23 protein-coding genes and 1 pseudogene are annotated in these 26,911 nt (G+C 62.8%); 18 read left to right on the forward strand and 6 right to left on the reverse strand.

The genetic code is table 11. The annotated features are described in order from the left end of the window. Window positions 1-109: 109 nt before the first annotated feature. The 3 genes from BLU35_RS08010 to BLU35_RS08020 form a co-directional block, all read right to left on the reverse strand. Complete coding sequence (locus BLU35_RS08010; RefSeq protein WP_093232713.1) at window positions 110-382, reverse strand: cupredoxin domain-containing protein; 273 nt, start codon at window positions 380-382, stop codon at window positions 110-112. A 53-nt stretch (window positions 383-435) separates the two neighbouring features. Continuing rightward, the gene (locus tag BLU35_RS08015) at window positions 436-957 is read right to left on the reverse strand and encodes a DUF4142 domain-containing protein (RefSeq protein ID WP_093232651.1); all 522 of its coding nucleotides are present in this window, start codon (window positions 955-957) and stop codon (window positions 436-438) included. An 89-nt stretch (window positions 958-1,046) separates the two neighbouring features. Then, on the reverse strand, window positions 1,047-1,748 hold the full coding sequence (locus tag BLU35_RS08020; RefSeq protein ID WP_093232652.1) for an RNA polymerase sigma factor: 702 nt from the start codon (window positions 1,746-1,748) through the stop codon (window positions 1,047-1,049). A 335-nt stretch (window positions 1,749-2,083) separates the two neighbouring features. Between BLU35_RS08020 and BLU35_RS08025 the strand changes: the two genes are divergently transcribed. The 5 genes from BLU35_RS08025 (at window position 2,084) to BLU35_RS08045 (ending at window position 6,152) form a co-directional block, all read left to right on the forward strand. Then, window positions 2,084-2,494, forward strand: coding sequence for a hypothetical protein (locus tag BLU35_RS08025; RefSeq protein WP_057255380.1), 411 nt, complete (start codon window positions 2,084-2,086; stop codon window positions 2,492-2,494). Window positions 2,495-2,728: 234 nt separating this feature from the next. Continuing rightward, window positions 2,729-3,262 carry an MBL fold metallo-hydrolase gene (locus BLU35_RS08030; protein ID WP_143032901.1) on the forward strand — a complete coding sequence of 178 codons (534 nt, stop codon included), beginning with the start codon at window positions 2,729-2,731 and terminating at the stop codon, window positions 3,260-3,262. Between the two features lie 22 nt (window positions 3,263-3,284). Then, window positions 3,285-4,196 carry a ComEC/Rec2 family competence protein gene (locus BLU35_RS08035; protein ID WP_093232654.1) on the forward strand — a complete coding sequence of 304 codons (912 nt, stop codon included), beginning with the start codon at window positions 3,285-3,287 and terminating at the stop codon, window positions 4,194-4,196. 116 nt (window positions 4,197-4,312) lie between these two features. Next, window positions 4,313-5,080, forward strand: coding sequence for a DUF899 family protein (locus BLU35_RS08040; protein WP_093232655.1), 768 nt, complete (start codon window positions 4,313-4,315; stop codon window positions 5,078-5,080). A gap of 109 nt (window positions 5,081-5,189) precedes the next feature. Beyond that, window positions 5,190-6,152, forward strand: a complete 963-nt coding sequence (locus BLU35_RS08045) for an amidohydrolase (protein WP_176907167.1) — start codon at window positions 5,190-5,192, stop codon at window positions 6,150-6,152. A gap of 46 nt (window positions 6,153-6,198) precedes the next feature. Here BLU35_RS08045 and BLU35_RS36630 read toward each other — a convergent pair. Both BLU35_RS36630 and BLU35_RS08050 read right to left on the reverse strand, forming a co-directional pair. Next, window positions 6,199-6,459, reverse strand: a pseudogene (locus BLU35_RS36630) (spermine/spermidine synthase domain-containing protein); the annotation flags it as partial. Next, a complete protein-coding gene (locus BLU35_RS08050; protein WP_058323078.1) occupies window positions 6,413-7,381 on the reverse strand; it encodes a DUF808 domain-containing protein in 969 nt (322 codons plus the stop codon). The pseudogene BLU35_RS36630 and the gene BLU35_RS08050, both read right to left, overlap by 47 nt. 266 nt (window positions 7,382-7,647) lie before the next feature. Here BLU35_RS08050 and BLU35_RS08055 point away from each other — a divergent pair, with 266 nt between their 5' ends. Genes BLU35_RS08055 through BLU35_RS08065 form a run of 3 tightly spaced genes read left to right on the forward strand, consistent with a single transcriptional unit; the run spans window position 7,648 to window position 12,621 of the window. Continuing rightward, window positions 7,648-8,232: a TetR/AcrR family transcriptional regulator gene (locus tag BLU35_RS08055; RefSeq protein ID WP_286161463.1), complete on the forward strand. Its 585-nt coding sequence runs from the start codon at window positions 7,648-7,650 to the stop codon at window positions 8,230-8,232. Between the two features lie 54 nt (window positions 8,233-8,286). Then, the gene (locus BLU35_RS08060) at window positions 8,287-9,432 is read left to right on the forward strand and encodes an efflux RND transporter periplasmic adaptor subunit (RefSeq protein ID WP_502688142.1); all 1,146 of its coding nucleotides are present in this window, start codon (window positions 8,287-8,289) and stop codon (window positions 9,430-9,432) included. Window positions 9,433-9,462: 30 nt separating this feature from the next. After that, complete coding sequence (locus tag BLU35_RS08065) at window positions 9,463-12,621, forward strand: efflux RND transporter permease subunit (protein ID WP_093232715.1); 3,159 nt, start codon at window positions 9,463-9,465, stop codon at window positions 12,619-12,621. Between the two features lie 45 nt (window positions 12,622-12,666). Here BLU35_RS08065 and BLU35_RS08070 read toward each other — a convergent pair whose 3' ends face one another. Next, entirely contained in the window at window positions 12,667-13,464 is a 798-nt protein-coding gene (locus tag BLU35_RS08070) for a C1 family peptidase (RefSeq protein WP_093232658.1), read from the reverse strand. Window positions 13,465-14,143: 679 nt separating this feature from the next. Here BLU35_RS08070 and BLU35_RS08075 point away from each other — a divergent pair. The 10 genes from BLU35_RS08075 to BLU35_RS08120 all read left to right on the forward strand — a co-directional run bounded on the left by BLU35_RS08075 (window position 14,144) and on the right by BLU35_RS08120 (window position 26,891). Next, a complete protein-coding gene (locus BLU35_RS08075; protein ID WP_093232716.1) occupies window positions 14,144-15,757 on the forward strand; it encodes an ABC transporter substrate-binding protein in 1,614 nt (537 codons plus the stop codon). A gap of 19 nt (window positions 15,758-15,776) precedes the next feature. Continuing rightward, window positions 15,777-16,760, forward strand: coding sequence for an ABC transporter permease (locus BLU35_RS08080; RefSeq protein ID WP_093232659.1), 984 nt, complete (start codon window positions 15,777-15,779; stop codon window positions 16,758-16,760). Beyond that, complete coding sequence (locus tag BLU35_RS08085; protein WP_093232660.1) at window positions 16,757-17,659, forward strand: ABC transporter permease; 903 nt, start codon at window positions 16,757-16,759, stop codon at window positions 17,657-17,659. Before BLU35_RS08080 ends, BLU35_RS08085 begins: the two co-directional genes overlap by 4 nt. Further along, window positions 17,656-18,471, forward strand: coding sequence for an ABC transporter ATP-binding protein (locus BLU35_RS08090; RefSeq protein WP_093232661.1), 816 nt, complete (start codon window positions 17,656-17,658; stop codon window positions 18,469-18,471). Before BLU35_RS08085 ends, BLU35_RS08090 begins: the two co-directional genes overlap by 4 nt. Continuing rightward, the gene (locus BLU35_RS08095) at window positions 18,468-19,409 is read left to right on the forward strand and encodes an ABC transporter ATP-binding protein (RefSeq protein ID WP_286161464.1); all 942 of its coding nucleotides are present in this window, start codon (window positions 18,468-18,470) and stop codon (window positions 19,407-19,409) included. The genes BLU35_RS08090 and BLU35_RS08095 overlap by 4 nt, the downstream gene beginning before the upstream one ends. Before the next feature lie 88 nt (window positions 19,410-19,497). Then, complete coding sequence (locus tag BLU35_RS08100; protein WP_093232662.1) at window positions 19,498-21,522, forward strand: beta-N-acetylhexosaminidase; 2,025 nt, start codon at window positions 19,498-19,500, stop codon at window positions 21,520-21,522. A gap of 258 nt (window positions 21,523-21,780) precedes the next feature. Continuing rightward, complete coding sequence (locus BLU35_RS08105; protein WP_093232663.1) at window positions 21,781-22,659, forward strand: LysR substrate-binding domain-containing protein; 879 nt, start codon at window positions 21,781-21,783, stop codon at window positions 22,657-22,659. A gap of 194 nt (window positions 22,660-22,853) precedes the next feature. Continuing rightward, a complete protein-coding gene (gene aldA, locus BLU35_RS08110) occupies window positions 22,854-24,278 on the forward strand; it encodes an aldehyde dehydrogenase (RefSeq protein WP_093232664.1) in 1,425 nt (474 codons plus the stop codon). A 112-nt stretch (window positions 24,279-24,390) separates the two neighbouring features. Next, on the forward strand, window positions 24,391-25,668 hold the full coding sequence (locus tag BLU35_RS08115; protein ID WP_093232665.1) for an MFS transporter: 1,278 nt from the start codon (window positions 24,391-24,393) through the stop codon (window positions 25,666-25,668). Between the two features lie 5 nt (window positions 25,669-25,673). Continuing rightward, a complete protein-coding gene (locus BLU35_RS08120) occupies window positions 25,674-26,891 on the forward strand; it encodes a mandelate racemase/muconate lactonizing enzyme family protein (RefSeq protein WP_093232666.1) in 1,218 nt (405 codons plus the stop codon). The last annotated feature ends 20 nt before the right edge of the window (window positions 26,892-26,911 follow it).

The raw sequence follows: 26,911 nt of genomic DNA on the forward strand, positions 1-26,911 counted from the left end.
GACACGATTCCGGTTTTGGATACAGACGGCCATCGGTGACTTCGCCGTGAACGGCGGCGCGTCGATAGCTCGCGCCGCTGTTGTGGAGTATAGGCGCTGCACTCCGGTTTCACCTGACTTGCAGGCGTGCTTTCATGTTCGGATGAAAGCGGCAGTAGTAGTCAAAGGTGCCGGCCCTGGTGACGGTGAGCGTCGCTGCCTTTTTTTGGGGCGGGATCACGACGTCGAAGCCGTCCTTGGCCGTTGCCGTGTGCGCCATGACGTCCTTGTTCTGCCACTCGATCACGTCGCCGACGGCGGCGCTGATCTCGGCGGGCGAAAAGACGAGCTTTTCGATCGTGACCCGGATGGTTTCGGCCCGCACCGGCGGTCCGGCCAGCATCAGGACCAGCCCGCAAAGAGCACGAAGGCTCAGTTTCGAGATCACGGCGCAGCCTACTTCATCATGGCAGCGACATGCTCGGCATGTTGCTGGTGGCCCTGAAACAGCTTAAGGCCGGTCTCTAGCAGATCCTTGAGTTCGGCATTCTTCGCTGACGGAATCAGCAGGGCTTCGAGCGCGCCGTTGACCTGCTTGTGGTAGGCAACCTCGTTGGCAACATAGGCCTTGTCGAAGTCGGTTCCGCTCAGTTTCGCCAGCTTTTCGCGCTCTTGCGTGGCGGTCTTCGTCAGCGCGCGGCTGGTGTCGTTGTCCTCGGGCTTCACGTTGAGCTTCGTGACGAGATCGAGGGCCTGCTTGTTCACAGCCTCGTGGTCACGCAGCATGTCGTTGGCGAAGGCGATGACGTCCTTGTCCTTGGAAATCTTGAGAGCCTGCTTGGCCGCCTCGATATCGATGACGCCGGCGGTGTAGGCGATATGGGCGATCTGGGGATCGGTGATCGTGCTCCCTGCCGCAAGGCTGGCGCCACTGATGAGGCAGGCGAGGGCGAGGGCGGAGGTCAGGCGGGCATACATCGGGAACTCCTCTCCGGCGGCGCGTTGCCGCCGGTCTCTGTGGATGACACCCATTGGATGCGCGCCGCCGGCGGAGGTTCCCGAAAATTTCACCCGACGAGCCCGAGCCGGCTCATGACGGCCGCCGTCAGCCGTTCGCAGCGGCGACCGGCAAAGGGAAAGGCATTCATCAGCACGGGTCCGATCTTGCGGTCGATATGCTGGCGCAGGAGCTGGCGGGCCCGGTGCAGGCGGCTTCTGACCGTCTCCGGCTTGATGCCAAGCAGGGCGGCGGTTTCCTCGACGCTCATGGCTTCAATGACGCGCGCGGTGAAGACCAGGCGAAACGCTTCCGGCAAAGCGTCCGTCGCCTCTTCCACCAGGCGCAGAATCTGCCGTTGGGCAAGGGCTCGCTCCGGATCCTCCGAGCTTGCCGCATTGGGAAAAGGCACGATGTCGGCGCTCGCCTGCTCGGTTGCCAGCGGAACTTCCCGTCGGGTGGACGACTTTCGCAGACGTCCGAGCGCCTCATTGAGCACTACGCGATGAAGCCAGGTGGCAAGACTGGCGTCGCCGCGGAACGTTTCCAAGTGTTCGAAGGCGCGGAGATAGGCTTCCTGCACCACATCCTCGGCGATGCTGTCGTTGCGCACGACGGCGCGTGCGATGCGGAAGAGCCGCTGATTGTGTCGGCACATGATGGTGCGGAACGCTTCAGGATCATTGGCGAGCGCACCCTGCACGAGATCGTGGTCCGTCAAACGATCAGGCTCGGGCGCGACCCGTGTTGTTTGCAAGAGAACATCCTTCATCATCCACCTCCAAACCACCGTTTGATGCGGATCCGGCAAAATCGTTCCCGATCGGTCGACGGAAAGAATACGCCTTGCTGAGGGGGACGGATATTGAAAACGAGCACCCGCTGTTTTTCGGCACGCGCCACGCGTGGTTCCGCCGGCTGAGGAATTTGGGCACTTTTGCCAGCGAAAGTTGGGAGCAAAGCCGCGCTTCGCGCGGAGGTACGCGTCGACGATATTTTTTTTATTGGCAAGGGAACTGTGGTTCCCGCTGGCGAGTTGGTGAAGCGGCGACCTGCGTGTGGAGGGGCGCACACCGAGGTCGCATCTTCGGACCAGGAGAGACGACTATGAAGCATCAATCGATTGAACAATTGCAAGCGCTCGCCGAAATCCGTCCCGCTCCCGTCATGACGAGAACGGAACGGCTCCAACGTTGGGCCGAACTCTTGGAAAGCAATCCCGATCGCCGGCTGGGCACGCTTTCCGGTACCGAACGTGCGACCGCTGCCGTTCGGCAAGCCATGCAGGTCAACGGTTCCCCCATGACCGTCGCATTCGAGGATCCGCAATTGCGGCTCGTGGGCCTTGCCGATGACAGCTACGGCGAAGCAAAACGGTTCTTTGAAATATCGGACCACCAACTGCACGACATCGTCTGCGACTGCAATTTCGGCAGCTCGGTACGTGCTGCCTATGCCGCCCGGCGGGTTCGCTCGGCCATCGGCCTCTGGCCGCGACTGAAGGCGCTCTTTAGCTGAGCTAGATCGGCCTCACCCCAGGGAAGCCAGGGCGCCAGCCGGAAGCTTCCCTCACCTCCCGTCTTTAATGCCGGCGACAGGACATGATCGTCGGAGGGGGTCGGTTGCGGTGAAATCGGGCAGCCAGTTATGGCGACCTTCGACCACCGGATTTGGCGCGAAACCGATCGAGTTGTCGATTGAATATGACAAAATGCTACCATAAGCTGTCCCTGTCCAATGACGGGGGCGCTCATGCGATATCTTGATGATGACGTCGTAAATCTCCGCCGTGCCGATGGCAGTCAGGGGCAGTATTACTGGGGCGACCGCTGCAACGTGCTCTCGACCGAAGGCAGTCGTATGCGTGTCGAAATCCTCGGCGCACGCGGAAAAATCGACGAAGGCTTCATCCGGGCCGAGACCAGGCTGCGCGACACGGGCTTGCCGCGGCTGTCGATGGTGGACGTGCAACAGGGCGATGGTCTCATTCTGGAGACCCCTGAAGGCAAGGTGATTTTCATCGATGGCGGTGACAACCAGCTCTTTGCCCGTCACGCCAATGCCCGCTTCCCGAATACGAGCGACACCGATCCACTGGTGGTCGATCTGATCCTGATCACCCATGGGGATGCCGACCATTTCGAGGGGTTGGTGGAACTGCGTAAGTCGGAGGACCGACAGCCGCCCGAACAAGCGGATTTTCATCGCGCCGAGGCGGGTTTATCACAACGGCATCGTCAAACGGCCGAGCGAAGACAGCAATCAGAAACGGCGCAAGGATACTGAGCTGCTCGGGCAGACCGTAGCGGTGGACGAGCGTGTATTCATCGTCGGCCTCGTCGACGACCAGGCGGCCGTGCCGCGCGAAGAGAGGAATCGTCCCTTCAACAAATGGGTCGATACGCTTGCCGCCTGGGAGGGGCGGGTGCAGACGGTTACCGGCAACGGCATCGAGCGCCGACGGATCGACCACCTTTCCGCCGTCGCCTTTCTTCAGGATGAGGTGATCGCCGTCGATATTCTCGGGCCAATCGTCGAGGCTGTCGGCGGCCAGCCTGCGTTGCGCTTTCTGCGGTCGCCGCCTGACGACGCCAACTTGATGCTCGGCACCGTGGTGGCGAGCGGCCAGGGCGCCTATTCTGCGTCGCACACGATCAACGGCCACTCCATCAATTTTCGGCTGCGGTTCGGCAATGTGCGTTTCATGTTCACCGGGGACATGAACCAGGAAGCAAGCCAGCGCTTGCGCGAGGCCTTGCCGTCGGCCGCCCTGCGATCGGAAATCCTCAAGGCGCCTCATCATGGCTCTGCCGATTTCGACATGGAATTTCTCAAGGAAATCGGCGCCGTCGTTTCGCTGATTTCATCGGGAGATGAGAGTGAAGCCAAGGAATACATCCACCCCCGCGCAACGCTGATGGCGGCGCTTGGGAAAGCTGGGCGCACCACGCCGGCGATCATTTTCTGCACGGAGCTGGCCGCTTTCTTCAAAACGCTGGGTTACGTGCAGGATCCCGCTGACGCCAGCAAGAAAGTCTTCGCGTTCGAGCGCACGAATTTCGGGATTTCGCATGTGCGGACCGACGGCGAGCGGGTCCTCGCCTTTACCCATTCCGGCAAGAGGTTCATGAACGAGGCCTATCGCTTCAACGTATCGCCCACGGGCGATGTCGTTTTCGGAAAGAGCGTCGTCAAACGATCGGCGCCCGCGGCGCCGTAGACCGATCGTGCCTCTTTTCAAGGTGCGCTCGGACTGGGCGCCTCTAGTCAGGGTGCGGCCCGGCGCCCGACGGACTGTGCTATGATGCCCCGACATCCGCTTTGATGGAGGTATCCATGGGCGTGACCTTTCCGAACGAAAGCCCCAACTATCGCGATGCGCGCAACAGGCTGTTGCAACGGGAGGCAGCACTCAGGCGCGAAATGGAGAGCGTCGCCGCCGAAATCCGTGCACTCCCGCCGGGCGGGCATGTCCTTGAGGATTATGAGTTCGACCATATTGATGAGACGGGCTCTCCGGCCAAGGTTCGGCTCTCCGAGCTGTTTCGACCGGGCACCGACACCCTGATCCTCTATCACTATATGTTTCCGCGTCACCACTCCGATAGCCGCGCCGGACCGCGGAGCGGCCCGATGGCAGGTTGTGCTCTGGAAGACGGGCCGTGCCCCTCCTGTACCGCCCTGCTCGACAATTGGGAGGGCGCCGTGCGGCATGTCGAAGGCTTCGGCGTCAACATCGCCGCCGTCGCCAAGGCGCCGATCGAAAGGGTTTCGGCCTTCGCCGCCGATCGCGGCTGGCGGGCTTTGAAGCTGCTTTCGGCCGCCAACAACAGCTTCAAGCGCGACTACCATGGTGAGAGTGAAGATGGACAGCAGGTCCCAATCCTGACCGTATTCCACAAGGATGGCGACGGGTCGATCAGGCTGAGTTGGGCTTCGGAGTTGTTGTTCGAACCAGCCGATCCCGGGCAGGATCCGCGGCATCTCGGCACTGTCGAACCGATGTGGACCCTGCTCGACCTGACACCAGGCGGTCGGCCCGACGTCACCGAACAATTCGATTCCGAAACCTATCGGGCCGAGATGGACGAACGGCAAACCTAGCCCGAGGGAGTATATCGCTGCCTTCCCGACTTGCAGCATCATCCATTCAACGCCGGTGCCGCGCGACTCGCCGGGGGGTGGAGGGATGCAGTCGCGGGAGGAAAATCTTATGACATTGGCAGCAGTAACCCGGGCGCTGAGCGCGACCTCGGTCCTGGCGATCATGGTTTGCGCCCGACAGCCGGTTTGGGCGGCGCCGGATCTGATCGTGCTGAATGGCGACGTGCGCACGGTCGATCAGAGCACGCCGGAGGCTCAGGCCTTCGCGGTCGAGAACGGCAAGTTCACTGCGATCGGCAGCAATGACGAGATCAAGGGGCTGGCCGACGCCGAGACCAAGGTGATTGACGCCGGCGGCAAGACCGTCACCCCGGGCTTCATCGACGGCCATACGCATCTGACGTCCGGCATGGACATGGTGACCGGTGTGGATCTCTCCTACATTCCGGAAAAGAAGACCTGGCTCGAAAAGATCAAGGAAGCCGATGCGCGCCTGCCCAAGGGCGTTTGGCTGATGGGCGGCGGTTGGGATTACACCCTCGGCGAAGGCAAGCTGCCGACCAAGGAGGATCTCGATGCCGTGGTGCCGGATCGCGTCGTTATCCTGCGCGACATCGATTTCCATTCCTACTGGGTCAATTCCAAGGCGCTCGAAGTGGGCGGTGTGACCGCGACGTCCAAGGTCGAGGAGGGCGGCGAGGTCGTACTCAACGACAAGGGCGAGCCGAGCGGCATTCTGCTCGAGAGCGCTGGCGATCTAGTCGAGAAACATCGGCCGGCGGTCGCCGATGCGGAACGGCGCGAGGCCCTGCTGCAGACGATGAAATTTGCCAACAGCTTGGGGATCACCGGCGTCAACGATATGTCCGATCTTGCCGCCGTGCACGACTCATCCATAGCTTCTGCGAGTCAACCAGCGCGACGCATTAGCGGTAGTGCCTCCAGCCGGCCAGGTAATAGTCGAGCAGCACGGGGCGATCGAGCGTATTGGTCTCGACGCCGCTTGCGACGATATCCTTCTCAAACAGGAAATGTTTTGCGACATTGGCGTCATCGAGGTAGCGCGTCGTGACGCTGAGCGCCGGGCGCGCGGTTTCGAGCGGCGTGTCGCTTGCCACCACGAACCCCCAATCGCCAAACGAGGGCACGTTGGCGTGATAGGGATAGACGTTACCGAAGCCCGCGGCTTCGACGGTGTTCGCGATGCTCGCAAAAGCTTGCGGGGCGAAGTAGGGGCTCGTCGCCTGGGTCACGAACAAACCTCCCGGGACAAGGTTGTTGCGAACCAGCCGGGAAGCCAATGGCGGTGCGGCCGGGTGCGGGAAGACGGAATCAGTGCTTTGCCGGCCGCAGGCGGCTCCAGATCGGCGCGACGACATTGCCCATCACGACGATCGTGGCAGCGCCGACGGCGATGGCAAGCAGCGCCTGGAGCGCCGAGGTCGTGAACCAGCCGACGACCGCCGGGGCGACCGCCAGCGTGTGGGCGACGCTCTCGGAGACATCGTGGATGAAGTGTTCCGGCTCGGCCTGGCCCAGTTGCGCCATGCCATGCACGAGGATGCTGCCGCCGACCCAGAGCATGGCCGCAGTGCCGATCGCGGCAAGAACTTTCAGGAACGCGGGCATGCCGAGAACGAGGCCGCGGCCGAGAACGCGCAGGGCGGACAGCGGGTTCTTCGCCAGCGCGACGCCGGCGTCGTCGGCTTTGACGATCAGGGCGACGACCCCATAGACGGCGAGCGTAATCAGGATGCCGACGCCCGCGAGCACAGCGCCCTGCATATAGATGCCGGCATCGGCGACGGCCGACAGGGTCAGCGCCATGATCTCGGCAGAGAGAATAAAGTCGGTGCGGATGGCGCCGGCAACCTTCTCGTTTTCAAGCGCCAGCGGATCGCTCTTTTCGCCGAGCACCGCTTCCTCGTGCGCGTGGGCCGCATGCGGAAAGATTGCGCCGTAAAGCTTCTCGGCACCCTCGTAGCAGAGATAGATGCCGCCGAGCATCAGAAGCGGCGTGATCGCCCAGGGCGCGAAATAGCCGAGCAGCAGTGCGCCGGGCAGTAGGAAAAGCAACTTGTTCTTCAGCGAGCCAAGGGCGATCCGCGCAATGATCGGCAGTTCCCGTTCAGGCGTGAGCCCCACCACATAGCGCGGCGTCACCGCGGCGTCGTCGATCACGACGCCGGCTGCCTTGGCGCTGGCCTTCGCGGTCTGGGCCGCCACGTCGTCCAGCGATGCAGCCGCCATCTTGGCGATGGCCGCGATGTCGTCGAGGAGGGCGATGAGACCTGTGGCCATAAGTTGCTAACCCCTTGAGAAGAATCCGAGAAACGCGGCTCCAGAAGCGCCAGTAACCACCATAGCGTGTCGAGTCAACGACAGCCGGGTGACATTGAAAGGTCGTCGGCCGCGCGCGGCGAGCTCAATGTTGGTTATCAAATCGTGAACGTGTGAGCGCATTCTTTCGTTGACGAGTGTCTCATTTCGATTTACGACTGACGAAATACAAAATTCGTCAGTCGTAAATCGAAAGGCAAGCGATGCCGGTTAGCAACGATAACGTCATGGATCAGGCGCGTCAGGACAACATCACGCGGATCCTCGACGCAGCGGAGCGGTTGTTCCGGCATTTCGGCTACAGCAAGACCAATGTCGCCGACATTGCCAAGGAACTCGGCATGTCGCCGGCCAACATCTACCGCTTCTTCGCCTCGAAGACGGAGATCCATCAGGCGATCTGCGGCCGCATGCTGGCGGCCAGCTACCAGATGGCCCAGGAGATCTGCGCCTTGCCATTGAGTGCGACCGAGCGGCTGCGCCGTTACGTACACGCGCAGCATCAGATGACCGTTGAGCTCATGCTCGACGATACCAAGGTGCATGAAATGGTGGTCGTTGCCATCGAACGCGAGTGGCACGTTATCGACAAGCATATCGACAGGCTCGACGCGCTTCTCGCCGACGTCATTCGCGAAGGCATCGCCGCCGGCGAGTTCCCGGAACAGGACGCCGATGCGGCGTCGCGCTGTTTCGGTGCGGCGACCGTCACGCTCTGTCATCCGCAAATGGTTGCGCAGTGTCTCAGCAAGACAAACCGCGCGGCACCGGAAGAGCTGGTCGAATTCGCGATCAAGGGACTGAAGGTTTAGCCGGACTGCTTCCGGCGCCAATGCGGCGTCGGCCTATTTTTCAGGAGTGCGACTATGTTTATGCCGATTGAATTTCGCCGCCGTATTTCATTCATTGCCACCGTTGCGCTGATTTCGACCCTCTCGGCGGCGCTTGCCGGCTGCTCGGAAGAAAAGTCCGAAACCGCTGAAGTCGTGCGCCCGGTCAAGGTCGTCGAGATCGCCCAGGCCGACAATGTACGCCAGCTCAGCTATTCCGGCGCCGTGCGGGCACGGACCGAGATGAATCTCGGCTTCCGCGTCAGTGGCAAGATCGTCGAGCGCGTCGTCAATGTCGGTGACCGCGTCAAGGTTGGCGATCTTCTAGCCCGCATCGACCCGACCGACTACGAGCTCGCGGTGCGCAGCGCGTCCGCCAATCTGGATGCGGCCGAGCGTCAGGTCGAAACGGTCGAGCTGGTGCGCGACCGCGCCAAGCAACTGCTTGCCAGGAAATTCGCCTCGCAGGCCCAGTTCGACCAGGCGGTGCTGAGTTACAACCAGGCCGTCGCCACGCGCGATGCAGCAAAGTCGGCACTGTCACAGGCGAAGAACCAGGTGGTCTATACCAGCCTCGTCGCCGACCGGCCGGGCATCGTGACCTCGATCAACGCCGATGTCGGCCAGGTCGTCGGCGCTGGCACGCCGGTCGCCACCGTTGCAGTCGAAGGCGAAAAGGAAGTCCAGGTCGCCGTACCCGAAACGGAAATCAGCAATTTCAAGGTTGGCTTGCCGGTCAAGGTCGAGATCTGGTCCGATGCGGGCCTGTCGCTCGATGGCACCGTGCGCGAGGTTGCCGGCAGCGCCGACCAGCAATCGCGCACCTTCTCGGTGCGTGTCAGCCTGCCGAACGACCAACGCGTCCTTCTCGGCATGACCGCGATCATCGAAGCTTCTGCCGGCAATGGCGTGTCGTTCGTTTCGGTACCCTTGAGCGCACTGGCTGAGAAGGATGGCTATCCGATCGTCTGGGTCGTCGACCGCGGTACGGAAACCGTCCGCAGCCGCCCGGTCACGCTTGCAGACTTCACCACCAATGGTGTGCGGGTCACCGAAGGCCTCAAAGTCGGCGATCTCGTTGTTGCCGCCGGAACGCAGTTCATGACGGACGATCTCAAGGTGACGATCTCCAACGATACGACGCACCAGGCTGCTGCCGCAGCCGAAACCGTCGTGCGCTGACGTCACCAGGATAGCGGAACCGAGCCGATGATGACCTCCTCTACCGAAGAAAAGCGGCCTTTCAACCTTTCGCGCTGGGCGATCGCGCATCCGAGCATGGCGCGGTTCCTGTTCGGCCTCATCATTCTCGCCGGTGCCTTTGGCCTGATGCGCATGGGGCAGAAGGAGGATCCGGATTTCACCTTCCGCGTCATGGTCGTGCAGGCTTTCTGGCCTGGCGCCTCGATCGAGGAAATGCAGGATCAGGTCGTCAACAAGATCGAGCGCAAGTTGCAGGAAACGCCGCACCTCGACTTCGTGCGCTCCTACACCCGCGCCGGCAGTGCGATCATCACGCTGCAGGTCGAGGGCGATACCAATGCCGAGCAGGTGGCGGACGCATTCTACCAGGTGCGCAAGAAGGTCGGCGACATCTCCAACGAACTGCCCGAAAGCTTACTCGGCCCCTATTTCAACGATGAGTTCGGCGACACCTTCATCACGCTCAATTCACTAAGCGGCGAGGGCTACAGCTATCCGGAGCTGAAGAAATTCGCGATCCAGGCGCGCGATATGCTGCTGACGACGCCGGGCGTCGAGAAGGCTGTGATCATCGGCGACCAGCCGGAGAAGATCTATATCGACGTCTCCTCGAAGGTGCTGGCCGAACGCGGCCTGACGCTCAACGATCTGCGCAGCACCATTGCGGGCCAGAACAATATCGATCCTGCAGGCTCCGTCGACACCGGCACGCGCTCGGTGCGCATCTCGGTCGAAGGCGGCCTGGACAAGGTCGAGGACCTGAAGAACCTCCGGCTTCGTGCCGGCGGCCAGGTCACGCGCCTCGGCGATATCGCCACGGTGACCTCGGGGCTCGAGGATCCCTATTCGCGCAAATTCCGCTTCAACGGCCAGGACAGCGTCCAGATCGGCGTCGTCATGGCCAAGGGCTTCAAGGTGACGGATGTCGGCAAGGCGGTCGAAGAGACCTATCAGCGCTTCGAGACGTCGCTGCCCTATGGGGTCAGTGTCGACCAGGTCTCCAACCAGCCTGAGGTCGTCAAGGAAGCAGTCGGCGAGTTCATGAAGGCGCTCGGCGAAGCGCTGGCGATCGTGCTCATCGTATCGTTCCTGTCGATCGGCTGGCGCTCGGGCCTGGTGATCGCGATCACCATCCCGCTGGTGCTCGCCGCGACCTTCGCCATCATGTACGAGCTTGGCATCGATCTGCAGCGCATCTCGCTCGGCGCCCTCATCATTGCGCTCGGCCTCCTGGTCGACGACGCCATGATCGTCGTCGAGATGATGGAAAGAAAACTGGAGGAGGGACTGGTCAAGGTCGAAGCCGCGAGCTTCGCCTATACCTCCACCGCCTTCCCGATGCTGACCGGCACGCTGATCACCACCGCCGGCTTCATTCCTGTTGGCTTTGCCGCCTCGACCGCCGGCGAATATGTACGTTCGCTGTTTTATGTGGTCGGCATCGCGCTGGTCGTCTCCTGGTTCGTTGCGGTCTATTTCACGCCCTGGCTCGGCAACATGCTCTTGAAGCAGCGCAGCCACGCCGGAAACCATCACGACGTCTTCGACACGCGCTTCTATCGTCATCTGCGTTCGACGGTTGCCTGGGCGGTGCGCCATCGCATCATCGTGCTTTCGACCACGCTCGCCATCTTCTTCGTCAGCCTCTGGGCCTTCCAGTTCATTCCGAAGAACTTCTTCCCGCAGTCGTCGCGGCCGGAAATCCTGGTCGATCTGTGGCTGCCCGAGGGCACGAGCATCAAGGAGGTCGAAAAGCAGGCCAAGGCGCTTGAAGCCCGGATGATGGATGATGAGGACAAGCGCTTCATCGCCACCTATATCGGCGAGGGAGCCCCGCGCTTCTTCCTGCCGCTCGACCAGCAACTGCGTAATCCGAACTTCGCCCAGCTTCTTGTCATGGCCAAGGACGAACCGGCGCGCGAGCGGCTGATTGCCAAGATGCGTGCGATCCTTGCCGCCGACTTCCCGTCGATCCGTTCCAAGGTCGACCGCCTGTTCCTGGGGCCGCCGACCGGCTGGCCGGTACAGATGCGCGTCATGGGTCCGGACCGCGAAGAGGTCAGGCGCATTGCCGACCGGGTAACGGCGAAGTTCCACGAGAACCCACTTCTGGGCGCCGTTCACGACGATTGGCTGGAGCCGGTAGCGGGCATGAAGCTGGTCATCGACCAGGATCGCGCCCGCGCGCTTGGCGTCACATCCCAGCGCATCCGCCAGATGCTGCAGGCGAGCGTCACCGGCGCGCCGCTCGACAACTTCCGCGACGGCGAGGAGACGGTGGCGATCGTCGCCCGCGAGCCGGCCGAAAGCCGCAAATTGCTGAGCTCGGTCGATTCCATCTACATCCCGACCGATTTCGGCGGCTTCGTGCCGCTCTCGCAGGTCGCCAAGGTCGTACCGGTACTCGAGCAGGGCATCGAATGGCGCCGTGACCGCCTGCCGACGATCACCGTGCGGGGAACCTTGCCGGACGGCGTGCAGCCGAACGACGTGGCGATGAAGATGTTCGGTGAGATGCAACCGCTGCGCGACAGCCTGCCTGCCGGCTATTCGATCGCCATTCAGGGTGGGGCCGAAGATTCAGCCGAAAGCCAGGCCTCGATCGCCGCCAAGGCGCCAATCATGCTCGGCGTCATCGTCGTGCTGTTGATGATCCAGCTCCAGCATTTCGGCAAGGCGATGCTGGTTCTCGCCACCGGACCGCTCGGCATCATCGGTGCGGCGGCGGCCCTGCTCATCAGCGGTGCCCCTTTCGGCTTCGTCGCGATCCTCGGCGTCATCGCGCTGCTCGGCATCATCATGCGCAACTCGATCATCCTGGTCGACCAGATCGACCAGGACATTGCCGCCGGCATGGACCGCGCCGAGGCGATCATCGGATCGGCCGTGCGACGCTTCCGCCCGATCACGCTGACGGCGCTAACTGCGGTGCTGGCCCTGATCCCGATCTCCCGCGGGGTCTTCTGGGGACCGCTTGCCTACGCCATGATGGGCGGCATCCTGGTCGCGACGGTGTTGACCATTCTGGTATTGCCCGCCGGCTACGCGCTCTTCTTCGGGCGCGAGCCCAAGAAGGGCACGGTCGAGCCGGATAAGGCGGAAGAGGTCCATGCGGATGCCGAACTTAATGAGCCGCTCGCTTATCCGCCGGCCGTGGCGGCGGAATAACGCCACGGCCCTTTCAAAGCCAATTCGGGCTAGAACTGTCTGGGGTCAGGCCGTGACATACATGGCCTGGCCCTGAGCCAGATATTGGAACAGCTCATAGCTCATCCAGATGTAGCCGCGACGTCCGTTCCACTCGCAGCCCCAGTCCTGTCCGAAGCTGTTTTGGATGAGGATCGCCTGCTGATCGTCGTCGTAGCCGATAATCAGCATGCAATGGCCGACATTCGGGACCTTGTTGAGGGGGCCGGTCATCGGGCCGGGGCCTTCGTATTTCATGAAGCCTTCGTTGAGCGACGTGCCGTAACAAAGCGCACCGCCGGCGGCGATGACCGCCTTGATCGCGTCGAGATCGCTGGTTTCGACGATGGCCCAGCCGGGAATCTGGAAGCTGCCATCGGTGGCGGCGTTGGGATCGTAGCTCGACCAGAGCTCGGGGCAGTTCGGATAATAGGGGGCGGTCTGCCAGTTCGGCGTTCCGCTCTGCTTGAGCAGGTTGAGGTAGGATGCAAGCCGCGATCCTGCACAGCCCTTTTGCCCGTAGCTCTTCATGACTTCGATATAGATATGGGCTGGGCTTGCCTGCAGCGCCGTGCTCGATGGGGACTGGCTCGCCGCTGCGGCCGCCGTGTAGGTGGCGAGCCCATAGGTCGAAGCCCAGGCGGCGCAACTTCCGGGGCTGCCGACATGGCGTGGCGTCCCCTGCGCCTTCGGAGGCGGGAGATATTGTGGGTCGACGGTGGCCGAGCTCGGCAGTGCCACAGGCACCGGCGGCCGGACGAGCGGGCCATCCTCTCTGATGGTGGGATCATAGCCGAGATCGAGAATTGCTTCATGCACGGACATGGAGGCCTCCTGTCAGCAGCTCCAGCTGCGTAGGTTGAAGGAATGATGTCACTGGGCAGGTTCCGGCAATCCGCCGGTATTTCGAGGCGTGCTCAGGCTAAACCCCGCTCCGGCCAAGGATCGCAGTTCGCTATGTTTCGAATTGATACACGCAATGGTAGAGTTTATCATGATCTTGCACGTTGGATATCCTGAGTTTTAACGGGGCAACTCCGGAAGTTCTCCAGTTTCGCGGCGTCGGTCATCATGTGCTGCGAACCGGTCTGGGTGCTGCTTTTCACGCGGGCATTTCTCGGGACGCCGTTGAGCCTTTCGCAGATCCTGGGCTAGGCCGTGATTCTCTTTGCGATGCTGAGCCAGGTTGTTCTGCGATCAAAATCGGGCGGCCGAACCGATCCCCGAGGCTCGATTTCCGCAATTGGTATTGCAATGAGAAATACCACTCACCCTCTTTTCCCGAAACTTTAGGCAGGGCGAATTCGCCCGATTGACAGCGCCTCTTTGGCAGACTTATCGTTAAGTCAAATTACTTGACTTAATAGATCGATCAACGAAACCTGAGGGGGAATTCGTCATGACGGCAGTCGAGGAAATGCGGCTTTTGGGTAACGCTCCGGAGGCCGGGAGGAAGAGGGTGACAGCGGCGCGATGGCGTCTTGGACCGGTCGCCGCAGCGCTGATGATGGTCGCGGCCGCCGAGGCCCGGGCCGAAGCGGTGCTCACCATGCACATCGAGGAACAAACGAGCTGGGTGCAGAACTTCAACCCGTTCGACCTCGGCGGCCGGCGGCAGAGCACCATGGATTTCGTCTACGAACCGCTGGTGATCTTCAACGACTATGACAGCGGCAAGCCGGTCTGGCGGCTGGCGACAGGTTACAAGTTCGCCGACGATCTGAAGTCGATCACCTATACCCTGCGTGACGGTGTGAAATGGTCGGACGGCAAGCCGCTGACCTCGGCCGACATGAAGTTTACGCTGGAGATGATGTTGAAGAACCCGGCCGTCGATACCGTCGGCGTCGGCGAAACGGTCGCCTCGGTGGAGGCGCCATCACCGACCGAAGTGAAGATTAATCTCAAGGGCGTCGACACGCATTTCCCGGAATCGCTCGCCGACTTTCCCGTGGTGCCCGAGCACATCTGGAAGGACGTGAGGGACCTGCTCGCCTTCAAGAACGAAACGCCTGTCGGCTCCGGCCCGATGACCGAGATCCGCCGCTTCACGCCGCAGGTCTACGAACAATGCCGCAACCCCAACTATTGGGACGCCGCCTCGCTCAAGGTCGATTGCCTGAAGTTGCCGCAGATCTCCGGCAACGACCAGATGCTGGCGCTTTTGCCGGAAGGCGCGATCGACTGGTTTGGGTCGTTCCTGCCGCAGATCGACAAGACCTATGTCGGCCTTGACGCCGAGCACAATGGTTACTGGCAGCCACCGGCGGAAACCGTTGCCTTCCAGATGAACTTCAAGTCGTCGAATCCCGGCAATGCCGAGGCCTTCAACGACATGACCTTCCGGCGCGCCTTCAGCCTCGCGATGGATCGCACCGCGATGGTCGATATCGCCGGCTTTGGCTATCCCGTCGTCAACACCCTTGCGAGCGGCCTGCCGCCGCGCTTCGACAGTTGGCGCAACAAGGCAGCCGAGGGTGCGCAGGACGAGTGGCTGGCCTATGACATCGACAAGGCCAACAAGCTGCTCGACGATGCCGGTTACAAGAAGGACGGCGAAGGCTTCCGCACCACGCCGAGCGGCAAGCCGATCGCTTTCCCAATCATCGTTCCGAACGGTTGGACCGACTGGATCGACGCGGTGCAGATCGCAACCGAAGGCCTGCGCAAGATCGGCGTCAATGCGTCGGTTGCCACGCCCGAATACGAGCAGTGGCAGAAGCAGATCCTCGACGGCAGCTTCGAGGCGGTGATGAATTCCCGCGCCGATGGCCCAACGCCTTTCCGCGGCTACTTCCAGTCGCTGTCGACCGGCTTCGGCGGGCGCATCACCAGCGCGCCGTCGCGCTATTCCAACCCCGAGCTCGACAAGGTCTTCGATGAATACCGCCGCGCCGCGACGGACGAGGAGCGCAAGAAGCTGTTCGACCAGGTGCAGGTGATCGTTGCCGACAACCTGCCTGTCGTTCCCGTCTTCAACGGCCCGACCTGGTACCAATTCTCGACCAAACGCTTTACCGGCTGGGTCACCAAGGACGAACCTGTCATGAACCCGGAGGACCACGACAACAACCGGATGCGGCTGGTGCACCTGCTCCGCCTCAAGCCCGTGCAATAAGCGACGACAGGCCCCAACGATGTTACTTTCCCGTCGACGGCTTGCCGTCTATTGCGTGGCGTTCCTATTCGCGATCGTCATGAATTTTGCGGTTCCCCGGCTGATGCCGGGGAGCCCCGTCGACAGCATGATCGCCCAACTCGGACCGCGGGCAACGCCCGCGGCCATCGAGGCGATCAAGGCGCGCTTCGGCGCGATCGAGCAGCCGATCTGGCAGCAATTCGTCGACTATGTCGTCGGGCTCGCCCATTTCGATCTCGGTGTCTCCGTCAAATATTACCCGCAGACGGTGCTCGAGGTTCTCGGCCGTTCGGCCGGCTGGACCGCATTCCTGGTCGTTACCGCCATCGTCTTTTCGCTCTCAATCGGCGTGCTCTTAGGCGCCATTGCCGCCTGGCGTCGTGGTGGCCGTTTCGACAGCTTCGTCTCGCCGTTCTCGGTCGTGCTGATCGCCGTGCCGCCGGTGATCATCGCGCTCGCGACGTTGTTCACCTTTGGCGTCACGCTGCGGCTGCTGCCGGTCGGCTACGCCTATGATCCGAGCCTTGATCCCGGGCTGAACTTTACCTTCTTCGGCAGCGTCTTCCTGCATGCGATCATGCCGGTGCTGACGCTTTCGCCCTATCTCATCGGCGAGTTCCAGACAACGATGCGCTCCAGCATGATTTCGGTGCTTGGCGAAGATTATGTCACCATGGGACGCGCGAAGGGCCTGTCCGAAGCGGCCGTGATGTTCGGCTATGCGGCCCGCAACGCCATGCTGCCGGTTTTGACCAACCTGGCGCTGATGCTGGGGGCGGTCTTCGGCGGTTCGATCGTCACCGAGATCGTCTTCAACTATCCCGGCCTCGGCCTGACGCTTTATACCGCGAGTGTCGCCCGCGATTATCCGGTCATCCAGGGACAGCTGCTCTTGATGACGATCGCGACGCTCGGGGCCAATCTCCTGGTCGATATCATCTATGGCGTGGTCGATCCGCGCATAAGGGAGGGCAGGGCATGAATGCGGGCGTCTCCTTGTTCTGGCGGCAGAAAAAAGCCGTCGCCGGCCTTATCATCATTCTCACGCTCTGTCTGACGGCGCTGTTCGCACCGGTTCTGGCGCCCGGCGATCCGAGCGAGCGCGTCGGCCGCTCGCACCAGCCACCGACGGTCGAGCATTATTTCGGCACGACGAAGATGGGCCGCGACGTCTTTTCGCAGTTCGTCTGGGGCGCCCGGCCATCGCTTGCCGTCGGCTTTGCCACCGGCCTTGCCATTACCGGGCTCGGCACCATCGTCGGCCTCGTTGCCGGCTATTTCGGCGGGCGCACTGACGCGACACTCGACCTCGCGACCAATGCCGTGCTTGTGATCCCCAACATTCCGCTATTGATCCTGCTCGCCTCCTTTGCCGGCACCGTTGGGCCGCTGGCGATCATGGCGATCATCGCTCTCACCTCCTGGCCCTGGGGCGCGCGCATGACCCGGTCGCAGACCATGGCGCTCAGGCAGCGCGAATTCGTGGTGGCGGCGCGTATGGTCGGCGAGCCGCATTGGCGGGTGATCTTCGTGGAAATCCTGCCCAATCTGGTGCCGCTGATCGGCATCAACGTCGTCGGCAGCATCATCTACGCGATCGTCGCGCAGACGACGCTCGAATATCTCGGCTTCGGCGATCCGCTGCGGGTGACCTGGGGCACCATGCTCTACAACGCCCAGAACTCCTCGGCGATCATCGTCGGCGCCTGGTGGGACATCGCCGTACCGGCCGCAGGCATTGCTCTCGTCGGCCTAGGTCTCGCGCTCGTCAATTTCACCTTCGACGAGATCGCCAATCCGCAGCTTCGCTCCGGTCCGGCATTGAGCCGTTGGCTGCGCCTCACGCGGCTGCGCCGCCGCGAGCTGGAGGCTGCCCGATGAGCGACGCACTGCTTCAGATCCGCAATCTCAACGTCGATTACCTGCTCGACGACGGCGCTTTCCGTGCCGTCAACGACGTCTCGTTCGAGGTTAGGCGCGGTGAGCTCTTCGGCCTTGCCGGCGAATCCGGCTGCGGCAAGAGCACGATCGCCTACGCGATCACCCGGTTGTCGAAAGCCCCGGCCTGGGTCGCCGGCGGCGAAATCCTGCTCGATGGGCAAGACCTTCTCAAGATGCCGGAATCCGCCTTGCAGAATGTCCGGTGGCGGCGGATCGGCATGGTGTTCCAGAGCGCCATGAACTCGCTCAACCCGCTGATGCGGGTCGAGGCGCAATTCTTCGACGTGCTGCGCAAACACACCGGCGCGACGCGGCCACAGGCGCGGGCGCGGGCGGAAGAAATGTTCCGGCTCGTCGGCATTCCGGCGGGTCGTCTCGACGACTATCCGCACCAGTTCAGCGGCGGCATGCGGCAGCGCATCGTCATCGCGATCTGCCTGGCACTGAAGCCGGAGCTCATCATCATGGACGAGCCGACGACGGCGCTCGATGTGGTGGTGCAGCGGGAAATCCTGGAACAGCTCGTCGACCTGCAGCGCAGCCTCGGCTTCTCCGTGCTGTTCATCACCCACGACCTGCATCTGATGGCGCAGCTCTGCCACCGCATCGGTGTTATGTTGAAGGGGCAACTGGTCGAGGTCGGCGACACCCATCAGATCAGCCGTGCGCCGATCCACGAGTACACGCGAAAACTCTGGGGCGCGATCCCGCAACTGCCGTCATCGGTCCGCAGCCTGGGGGTCGTCGAATGAACATCATGCCGGTATCGAGCACAATCCTTGACCATCAGGCCGCCATCGTCCGTCTGAAGGATATCAGGCGCAGCTTCGGCGCTGTCGAGGCGCTGCGAGGAATATCCCTGTCTTTGAAGCCTGGCCGGGCTCTGGCGCTCGTCGGCGAATCCGGCTGCGGCAAGACGACCTGCGCCCGCATTGTCGCACGGCTCGATGCGCCGAGCGCAGGGACGATGCAATTTCGCGGCGCAGACGTGACCGAAGCGGGTGACCGCGTCGCCGAGAAGCTGCGGCGCCGCGCCATCCAGATGGTCTTCCAGGATCCCTTCGCGTCGCTCAATCCCGTCTTCTCCATCTATCACCATCTCGCGCGACCGCTGCTCCTGCATCGCCACGCAAACAATGCCGGCGAAGCGCGGGCCGCGGTTGCGCGCCTGCTTGCCGATGTCGGCCTCGATCCCAATGTGACGGCACGGAAATTTCCGCACGAACTGTCCGGCGGCCAGCGGCAGCGTGTCAACATCGCCCGGGCGCTTGCTGTTGCGCCGGACGTGCTCGTCGCCGACGAGCCGACGTCGATGCTCGACGTTTCGATCAGGCTCGATATCCTCGAGCTGCTCGCGCGGATCAAACGCGAACGGAACCTCGCGATGCTTTACATCACCCATGATATCGCCACGGCCGCACACATTGCCGAAGAGATCGTCGTGATGTTTGCCGGGCAGATGGTCGAATGGGGAGAGACGGCCGCCGTCATCGGCAACCCTCGCCATCCCTATACCCAGCTTCTTCTTTCGGCCGTGCCCGATCCGGATCGCCCGTTCGTGCCGGGGCGGAGCGCCCGCTTCCTGGCGCATGCCGATGAAGTGCGGCGCCTGAGCCGTCCGGCCTCGAACACTGTCGAGGAGGTCGCCGAAAACCATTTCGTCCGCGCCCTTGGCCAAGCTCCGGCGTGAGCTATGTGAACCGAGGGCAGCCAATCCCCAGGAAAACCCGCCGGCCACTGGGCTGGCTTGCGAGATCAATCTTTCATGGAGCCGTTTGATGACGTTTGCCGCCAAATCTGAATTCCTGCTGGAAACCCTCTGGGTCCCGGTCGGCACAGCTGACAGGTCGGTCTATGCACTGACCTTGACCAACAACTCGGATCGAGTGCTCAAGGGTTTTCGCCTCGGCGTTTCCGGCCCGGCTCGTATCGACCCAGCTGCCGAGATTGAAGGTGGCCGGCTCCTGATCCGCCTCTCCAACTATGCGGAGTTCGCACCGCCGGAAGGCCTCGAAGTGCCGCCGGGCGCCACCTGGACGCTGAAGGCACACGGCATGAGCTATGAGCCGCGCCACTGGACCGATGGCGCCAACGCTGCCTTCCTCGTGCTTTCCGACGGCACGATGGCGCCGGTCGCGGTGCGTGCCGCGCGGGCGCATGGCGACAATGCCGAACTGAAGCGGGGTGCTGCCGTCTATCCGGTGCCGAAGGTGGCACCGGTGCCGGTCTCGATTGTACCGTGGCCGCAGGCCGTTTCCGTTTCCGGACAACTGGTGACGCCTCCCGGCCTGGATCTGAAACCCGAGGGCAACGAGGCTTCCGGCGCTGCCAAAGCCTTCGCCGATCTGACGGCAAACCTGTTTCCGGTCGAGGGCATCGTCCGTCCGGCGTCGGAGGGCGGCTTCCCGGTAGCCCTGTCGAAAGCAGAAGATCTTGGCCCGGAAGCTTACATTATCCGCTTCTCCCCCGCCGGTGTCACCGTTTCCGGCAGCACCGAAACCGGCATCCTCTATGGTCTGATCACGCTGGGACAGGTCCTGCGCGGCGCGCGGCTTCATCCGGGCACGTTCGTGTTTCCCACGGGCGGGGAGATCAAGGACGAGCCGGCACTTGCCTGGCGCGGCACCCATCTCGACGTGGCCCGGCAGTTTTACAGCACGGCGGAAGTCGAGCGCTTCCTGCGGCTGATGGCCTGGAACAAGCTCAACCGCTTCCACTGGCACCTGACCGATGACGAGGCCTGGCGCGTCGAGATCGACGCCTATCCGGCCCTGACGGAAATCGGCGCTTGGCGCGGCCATGGTCGCAAGATCCCGCCGCTGCTCGGCTCCGGTCCTGAGCCGACCGGCGGTTACTACACCAAGGCAGCGATCCGTCAGATCGTGACGCTCGCCGCAAGCCTCGGCATCGAGGTGATGCCGGAGATCGACATTCCGGGCCATTCCTTTGCGATGCTGCAGGCGATCCCGGAACTGCGTGACCCCGAGGAGCAGGGCAGCTATTTTTCGGTCCAGGGCTTCCCGGACAATTGCCTCAATCCGGCACGAGAAGAAACCTACCGGGTGCTCGAGATCATCTTCGACGAACTGATTGAACTGTTCCCGATGCGGGCCATTCATGTCGGCGCCGACGAGGTACCGCTCGGCGCCTGGTCGGGCTCGCCCGAGGCGCTCACACGGCTTCGGGCGCTTGCCGGAGACGAGGTTGCCGAAACCCATGCCAAGCGGCTGAACGTCGTCACCAACACCCACGGCGCCGACGAGATCGACGGATCGGGTGCTGCCGTATTGCAGGGCGAATTCCTGGCGCGCGTGCAGGCGTTTCTCGCGAGCCGCGATTGCGTCACCGGCGGCTGGCAGGAGGCAGCGCACGGCAACGTCATCGACAAGAAAAAGTCGCTGCTTTTCGGCTGGCGCACGGTCGAGGCGTCGGCAGCCCTTGCCGAGGAAGGCTACGACATCGTCGTCTGCCCCGGTCAGGTCTACTATCTCGACATGGCCAACAGCCCGGCCTGGTCGGAGCCTGGCGCCAGCTGGGCCGGCTGGTCGGATCCGGAAAGGCTCTACACCTTTGATCCGGTCGAGGGCTGGACCGACGCGCAGAAGAAACACCTGCTCGGCGTGCAATGCTGCATATGGTCGGAGCCGATGACCGATCGCGCCGTCTTCGACCGCCTCGTCTTCCCGCGGCTGTCAGCGCTCGCCGAAACCGGCTGGACGCGACCGGAGCGCAAGTCCTTCAAGCGCTTCGAGGCGCTGGTCGGGCTGATGCCGGTGCTTTACGGTTTTTACGCTGCGGAGTAGGAGCGAGTGAGTTTCCAGTTTGGCTTGGCCAGGCGATTGATTGGATAGGCAAGCGGCGGCGAAAGCCGCCGTTTGTCGTTCGGAGACAGCCGGGCGCGTGCTTGCGGTCAGCCTGGAGCGATTTGGATTTTCGCGCTTGTACGCTGGAGCGTGGCACGCAAAAGTGCGCATCGATCCCGCGACGACGGTCGCGGAGATGTGAGTGTAAAGCTTTCTGAGGCCAAAATATCGATGCGAAGACTTCCAGGATTGTCGGCGATGAAGGTCTTCGAGGTGGTCGGGCAGACCCGCAGTTTCACGCGCGCGGCCGAGCGCCTCAACCTGACGCAAAGCGCCGTCAGCCGGCAGGTGCGTAACCTCGAGGACGAGCTTGGCGAAGACCTTCTCATCCGCCGCCACCATTATCTTGAACTGACGCCGGCCGGCGCCGAACTGTTGGCGACGATCCAGGAGGCGTTTCACAGCATCGAGGTTTCGCTGCGCAGCATCACCGAGAAGAGCAACCAGAACCGGCTCAGGATCAACGTGCCGCCGACCTTTGCCAAGCGCTGGCTGCTGCCGCGTCTTGCCCGGTTGCGCGAGGCTCTGCCCGACGTCGATATCAGCCTCAGCACGGAAGCCACGGATACGCTTGCCGAGCGCGGGCTTCTGGACTGCGCCATTCGTTTCGGCGACGGCGAGTGGCCGATGCTGGATGCCAGCATTCTGATGACGGAACGGCACGTCGTCGTCTGCGCGCCGTCCTTGCTTGAGGGGGCGAAGGTCGAAGGTCCGTCCGACCTGCAGCGCTTCACTTTCCTGCATGTGCTCGCCTCGCCCGACCGGCGTTATCTGACCTGGCGGCACTGGCTGGATGCGGCCGGTTTTCAGGACGTCGATACCCGCGGCGGACTGGAATTCGACCTGCTCGATCTGGCGATCGAGGCAGCCTGCGCCGGGCTCGGTGTCACCGTTGCCGACCGCTCGATGGTCCGCAACCAATTGCAGTCGGGTCAGTTGGTGCAGCTCTTCGACGTTGAAGTCGAGGGCCATGAATCCTACTGGTTCGTGACACGGCCGCAATCGGCAGGCAACCGCAAGGTCGAGGCCTTCCGCGCCTGGTTGCTGGCGGAGGCCGCCGCCGACCGGGCCGAGTGAGCAAGCATTCCTTTTTGGAATGCTCTCACCGAAAATTACTCGCTTGTGCCCTTTTCCGCATCGTCGCATCAATTTTCCTGACGGTTGCGGTCAGGGAGAGAGGCCGGATCGTCGCTCGTGAAGCTCTCTCCCGGCTAGTCCGCCTCCCGCACCGCCATCGGCGTGCGGATCGCGCCGAACAATTCCGAGATGCCATGAGCCCCTATCGCAACTTCTCCGGCGGCCGCTTCATCGGAAGCTCCTCTACGACTGTGATCGACGTGCGCAATCCGGCGACCGGCCAGGTGTTCACCTCCGTGCCGGCGGCAACGGATGACGAGGCGAAGGCAGCGGTCGATGCCGCGGTGAAGGCGCAGCGCGTCTGGGGTGCCTTGCCGGCAATCCAGCGCGGTGACGCGCTGCGCCGGCTGGCGGCGGTGTTGGAGAGCCGGGCCGAACGCATCGGTGCCGCGCTGGCGAAGGAGTCGGGCAAGAGCCTTGCCGATGCGACCGCCGAAGTGATCTACGGCGCCGAGCTGATGCGCTACCACGCCGAATGGGCCCGCCGCATCGAGGGCGAGGTGATCGAGAGCGACAATCCCGGCGAAACCCTGATCCTCAAGCGCGTGCCGATCGGCGTCGCGGCGTGCCTGATCCCATTCAACTATCCGATCTATACGCTCGTGCGGAAGATCGCCCCGGCGTTGATTGCTGGCAACGCCGTTGTCGTGCGGCCGAGCAACAACACGCCGACTTCCGCTTTCGCCGTCGCCGAGGCAATCGTCGAAGCGGGTCTGCCCGACGGCCTCGTCAACATCCTCACCATGTCGCACGATGTCGCGAAGACGCTCTGCACCCATCCCGGCGTCGGCATGATCACGCTGACGGGCAGCGTTTCGGCCGGCCGCATCGTGCTCGAATATTGCAAGGAAAACATCGCCAAGCCGTCGCTCGAACTCGGTGGCAAGACGCCCGTCATCGTCGAACCGGACGCGGATCTCGATGCCGTGGCGCAGATGATCATCGCCGCCAAGACCACCCATTGCGGCCAGGTCTGTACCAGCGCCGAGCGGCTCTACGTTCATGAAAGCGTCCATGATCGGCTGCTGGCTAAGTTGCGCGAAGACTTTGCCGCCCGCACATTCGGCGACCGCGCCGAAGATGCGGGTCGTATGGGGCCGCTCGCCAATGCCGCCGCCCAAAAGCGCGTGCACGAGATGGTCGAGCAGGCGAAGGCCGAAGGCGCCGTCGTTGAGACCGGCGGCTATCTGCCTGAGGGGGACGGCTATTTCTACCCGCCGACGCTGATTTCCGGCTGCCGGCAGGATATGGAGATCGTTCGCGAAGAAGTCTTCGGCCCGGTGCTCGCCGTTCTGCGCTACACCACCTTCGAGGAAGCGCTGGCAAAGGCGAGCGACCATCAGTTCGGCCTGAGCTCGGTGCTCTTCACCGAGAATTACCGCACGGTGATGCGTGCCAGCGATGCGATCGAGGCCGGCGAACTCTACGTCAACCGCTTCCCGGCTGATCCCTATCAAGGCTTCCATGCCGGTTGGAAACGTTCGGGCCTTGGCGGCGACGACGGCAAACACGGCATGCTGGAATTCACCCAGACGCGCCTCGTGGTCCTGAAACACTGATCATCTTGAATTCGAGCAATCCCGACGGAAAGCCGGAATTGCTCCGACACCACCAACAACAATACCAGGCCGATGGCATCGCTCTCGCCCTCGGCCGCGGAGGAGACTGCCCGTGAGCTCAATTGCCGAAACAGAAATCGCCGCGCAATCCGTGTCGGCCCGCAGCCGCTACCTTCAGCTGGCACTGATTGTGATCGCCGCCGGTGCGATCTATCCGATCCTCTATCTTCGTCAGTCCTACCAGACGACGATGCTGGAGGTGCTGAAGCTCACCAACACCGAGCTCGGCGTCCTTTACTCCATCCTCGGAACCAGCTTCCTCGTCGGCTACCTGCCGAGCGGGTGGCTTGCCGACCGCGTCCAACCGCGCATCCTGATCCTCATCTCCATGGTCGGCACGGGTCTGCTCGGTCTCTGGTACGCGACGCTGCCGGGCTATTCGTCGCTCCTCGTCATCTATTGCGGTTTTGGCGTCACCACGGGTCTCACATTCTGGGCGGCGACGCTCAAGCAGGTGAACCTGATCGCCGGTGCCAATGAGCAGGGACGCTTCTTCGGCATCCTCGATGGCGGCCGCGGTCTGGTCGAAGCGCTGCTCGCAAGCGTCGCCATCGCGCTCTTCGTCTTCACGACGGAAACGGGCGGCGCCGGACTTGCTACCGGCTTCCGCGACGTCGTGCTGCTCTATGCCATTTTCTGCATCGTCGTCGGCATCGCCTATTTCGCGGTGTCGCCGCCGGTTGCTGCGGACAGGACCGCGCGCAAGCGCGAGGGCAGCCTTGTCGCCGACATCAGGACGCTGCTCGGCATTCCCGAGGTCTGGCTGGTCGCAGCGATCATCTTTTGCGGCTACCACGTCTTCCTCGCGACCTACAGCTTCTCGGCCTATCTGCAGGAGGGTGGTTTCGGCATTTCCGCCGCCATGGCCGGCCTGATCGTCACGGTCAAGCTCTGGCTGCGTCCGGTCGGCGGTATCGGCGGCGGCCTGCTCGGCGACCGCTACGGCAAGAGCGGCATCCTGCTCCTGAGCTTCATTGTCGCGGCCGCCAGCCTCGTGGCAATGATCGTCCTGCCGGGCATTGGCTCAACGGTCCTTTTCGTTGCGCTGGTGCTGCTCGTTGGCCTCATCACCTATACGATCCGCGGGCTCTACTGGGCGATCCTCGACGATTGCCATGTGCCGGCGAACATCACCGGTCTCGCCATCGGCATCATTTCGCTGGTCGGCTACGCGCCCGACACCTACCTGCCGCTGGTCAACGGATACCTCTCGGACCGCTATCCGGGCATCACCGGCTACCAGCTCTATTTCGGCTATATCGCCGCCGTCTGCGTCCTCGGCGCCATTGCCACCCTGGCCCTGATGGCCCGCCTCAAGAAAAAGGGATGACACCCATGAAGATCGCGTCTCTCAAGACCTATGCCGTTGCCGTCCCGCCGCCGCATGTGGGCGGCATGTACTGGATCTTCGTTCGCCTCACGACTGCCTGCGGCATCGAGGGCATCGGCGAGATCTATGCGACGTCGTTCCATCCAAGCGCCTTGACGCCGCTGATCGAGGATGTCTTCGAACGGCACCTGCTCGGCCATGATCCGCACCAGATCGAGCGCCTCTGGCGCTCGGCCTATTCCAGTGGCTTCACCCAGCGCCCCGACCCGACGATGATGGGCATAGTCTCGGGCCTCGAAATCGCCTGCTGGGACATCATCGGCAAGGCCGCCGGCCGGCCGGTCTCGGACCTCTTGGGCGGGACGGTGCACGAGAAGCTCCGCGCCTATACCTATCTCTACCCGAAGAACGCCGCCGGCGAGTTCGATTTCAACGATCCGGATCTTGCCGCCGAATGCGCGGTCGAGATGGTTGAGATGGGCTTCACCGCGGTCAAGTTCGATCCGGCCGGCCCCTACACCAACTATTCCGGGCACCAGCTCTCGCTTGGCGTGATGGACCGCTGCGAGGAATTCTGCCGCAAGATCCGCGACGCGGTCGGAAGCAGTGCGGATCTGCTCTTCGGCACCCACGGCCAGATGGTTCCGTCCTCCGCCATCCGCCTTGCCAAGCGCCTGGAAAAATACGATCCGCTCTGGTTCGAAGAGCCAGTGCCTCCGGGACAGGAGGCGGCGATGGCCGAGGTCGCGCGCGCAACCTCCATCCCCGTTTCGACCGGAGAGCGCCTGACGACCAAATACGAGTTCCAGCGCGTGCTTGAACTCAAGGCCGCGTCGATCCTGCAGATGAACGTGGCACGCGTCGGCGGCTTGCTCGAGGCGAAGAAGATCGCCGGCATGGCTGAGGCCTATTACGCCCAGATCGCGCCGCATCTCTATAATGGTCCGGTGGGAGCGGCGGCCAGCATCCAGCTTTCGGCTGCCACGCCGAACTTCCTCATCCACGAGGCGATCCTCGATTTCTCCGGGTTCCACGCCGATGTGCTGAAGACCAAGCTTACCGTCGAGGACGGCTATCTCATCCCGTCGCGCGAGCCCGGCCTCGGCATCGAACTCAACATGGATGTCGTGGAAAAGCATACGCCCTACGCCGGGGAGCGCCTGCACCTGCAGATGGACAGCCGGCCGGCGGACGTGAAGGCCTTTGCCCCCGCGCGCGGGTGAATTCGGATATCAGGGACACG

Source organism: Sinorhizobium sp. NFACC03 (assembly GCF_900103435.1).
Classification (GTDB): domain Bacteria; phylum Pseudomonadota; class Alphaproteobacteria; order Rhizobiales; family Rhizobiaceae; genus Ensifer.

Excerpts from the sequence above, each read along its gene's own strand:
- BLU35_RS08070 (WP_093232658.1), bottom strand. The coding sequence starts at position 13,464 with ATGTCCGTGCATGAAGCAATTCTCGATCTCGGCTATGATCCCACCATC.
- BLU35_RS08075 (WP_093232716.1), top strand. The coding sequence starts at position 14,144 with ATGATGGTCGCGGCCGCCGAGGCCCGGGCCGAAGCGGTGCTCACCATG.
- BLU35_RS08015 (WP_093232651.1), bottom strand. The coding sequence starts at position 957 with ATGTATGCCCGCCTGACCTCCGCCCTCGCCCTCGCCTGCCTCATCAGT.
- BLU35_RS08030 (WP_143032901.1), top strand. The coding sequence starts at position 2,729 with ATGCGATATCTTGATGATGACGTCGTAAATCTCCGCCGTGCCGATGGC.
- BLU35_RS08065 (WP_093232715.1), top strand. The coding sequence starts at position 9,463 with ATGACCTCCTCTACCGAAGAAAAGCGGCCTTTCAACCTTTCGCGCTGG.
- BLU35_RS08105 (WP_093232663.1), top strand. The coding sequence starts at position 21,781 with ATGAAGGTCTTCGAGGTGGTCGGGCAGACCCGCAGTTTCACGCGCGCG.
- BLU35_RS08040 (WP_093232655.1), top strand. The coding sequence starts at position 4,313 with ATGGGCGTGACCTTTCCGAACGAAAGCCCCAACTATCGCGATGCGCGC.
- BLU35_RS08045 (WP_176907167.1), top strand. The coding sequence starts at position 5,190 with ATGACATTGGCAGCAGTAACCCGGGCGCTGAGCGCGACCTCGGTCCTG.
- BLU35_RS08020 (WP_093232652.1), bottom strand. The coding sequence starts at position 1,748 with ATGAAGGATGTTCTCTTGCAAACAACACGGGTCGCGCCCGAGCCTGAT.
- BLU35_RS08090 (WP_093232661.1), top strand. The coding sequence starts at position 17,656 with ATGAGCGACGCACTGCTTCAGATCCGCAATCTCAACGTCGATTACCTG.
- BLU35_RS08095 (WP_286161464.1), top strand. The coding sequence starts at position 18,468 with ATGAACATCATGCCGGTATCGAGCACAATCCTTGACCATCAGGCCGCC.
- BLU35_RS08010 (WP_093232713.1), bottom strand. The coding sequence starts at position 382 with ATGCTGGCCGGACCGCCGGTGCGGGCCGAAACCATCCGGGTCACGATC.
- BLU35_RS08100 (WP_093232662.1), top strand. The coding sequence starts at position 19,498 with ATGACGTTTGCCGCCAAATCTGAATTCCTGCTGGAAACCCTCTGGGTC.
- BLU35_RS08055 (WP_286161463.1), top strand. The coding sequence starts at position 7,648 with ATGGATCAGGCGCGTCAGGACAACATCACGCGGATCCTCGACGCAGCG.
- BLU35_RS08085 (WP_093232660.1), top strand. The coding sequence starts at position 16,757 with ATGAATGCGGGCGTCTCCTTGTTCTGGCGGCAGAAAAAAGCCGTCGCC.
- BLU35_RS08025 (WP_057255380.1), top strand. The coding sequence starts at position 2,084 with ATGAAGCATCAATCGATTGAACAATTGCAAGCGCTCGCCGAAATCCGT.
- BLU35_RS08060 (WP_502688142.1), top strand. The coding sequence starts at position 8,287 with ATGTTTATGCCGATTGAATTTCGCCGCCGTATTTCATTCATTGCCACC.
- BLU35_RS08080 (WP_093232659.1), top strand. The coding sequence starts at position 15,777 with ATGTTACTTTCCCGTCGACGGCTTGCCGTCTATTGCGTGGCGTTCCTA.
- BLU35_RS08050 (WP_058323078.1), bottom strand. The coding sequence starts at position 7,381 with ATGGCCACAGGTCTCATCGCCCTCCTCGACGACATCGCGGCCATCGCC.
- BLU35_RS08120 (WP_093232666.1), top strand. The coding sequence starts at position 25,674 with ATGAAGATCGCGTCTCTCAAGACCTATGCCGTTGCCGTCCCGCCGCCG.
- aldA (WP_093232664.1), top strand. The coding sequence starts at position 22,854 with ATGAGCCCCTATCGCAACTTCTCCGGCGGCCGCTTCATCGGAAGCTCC.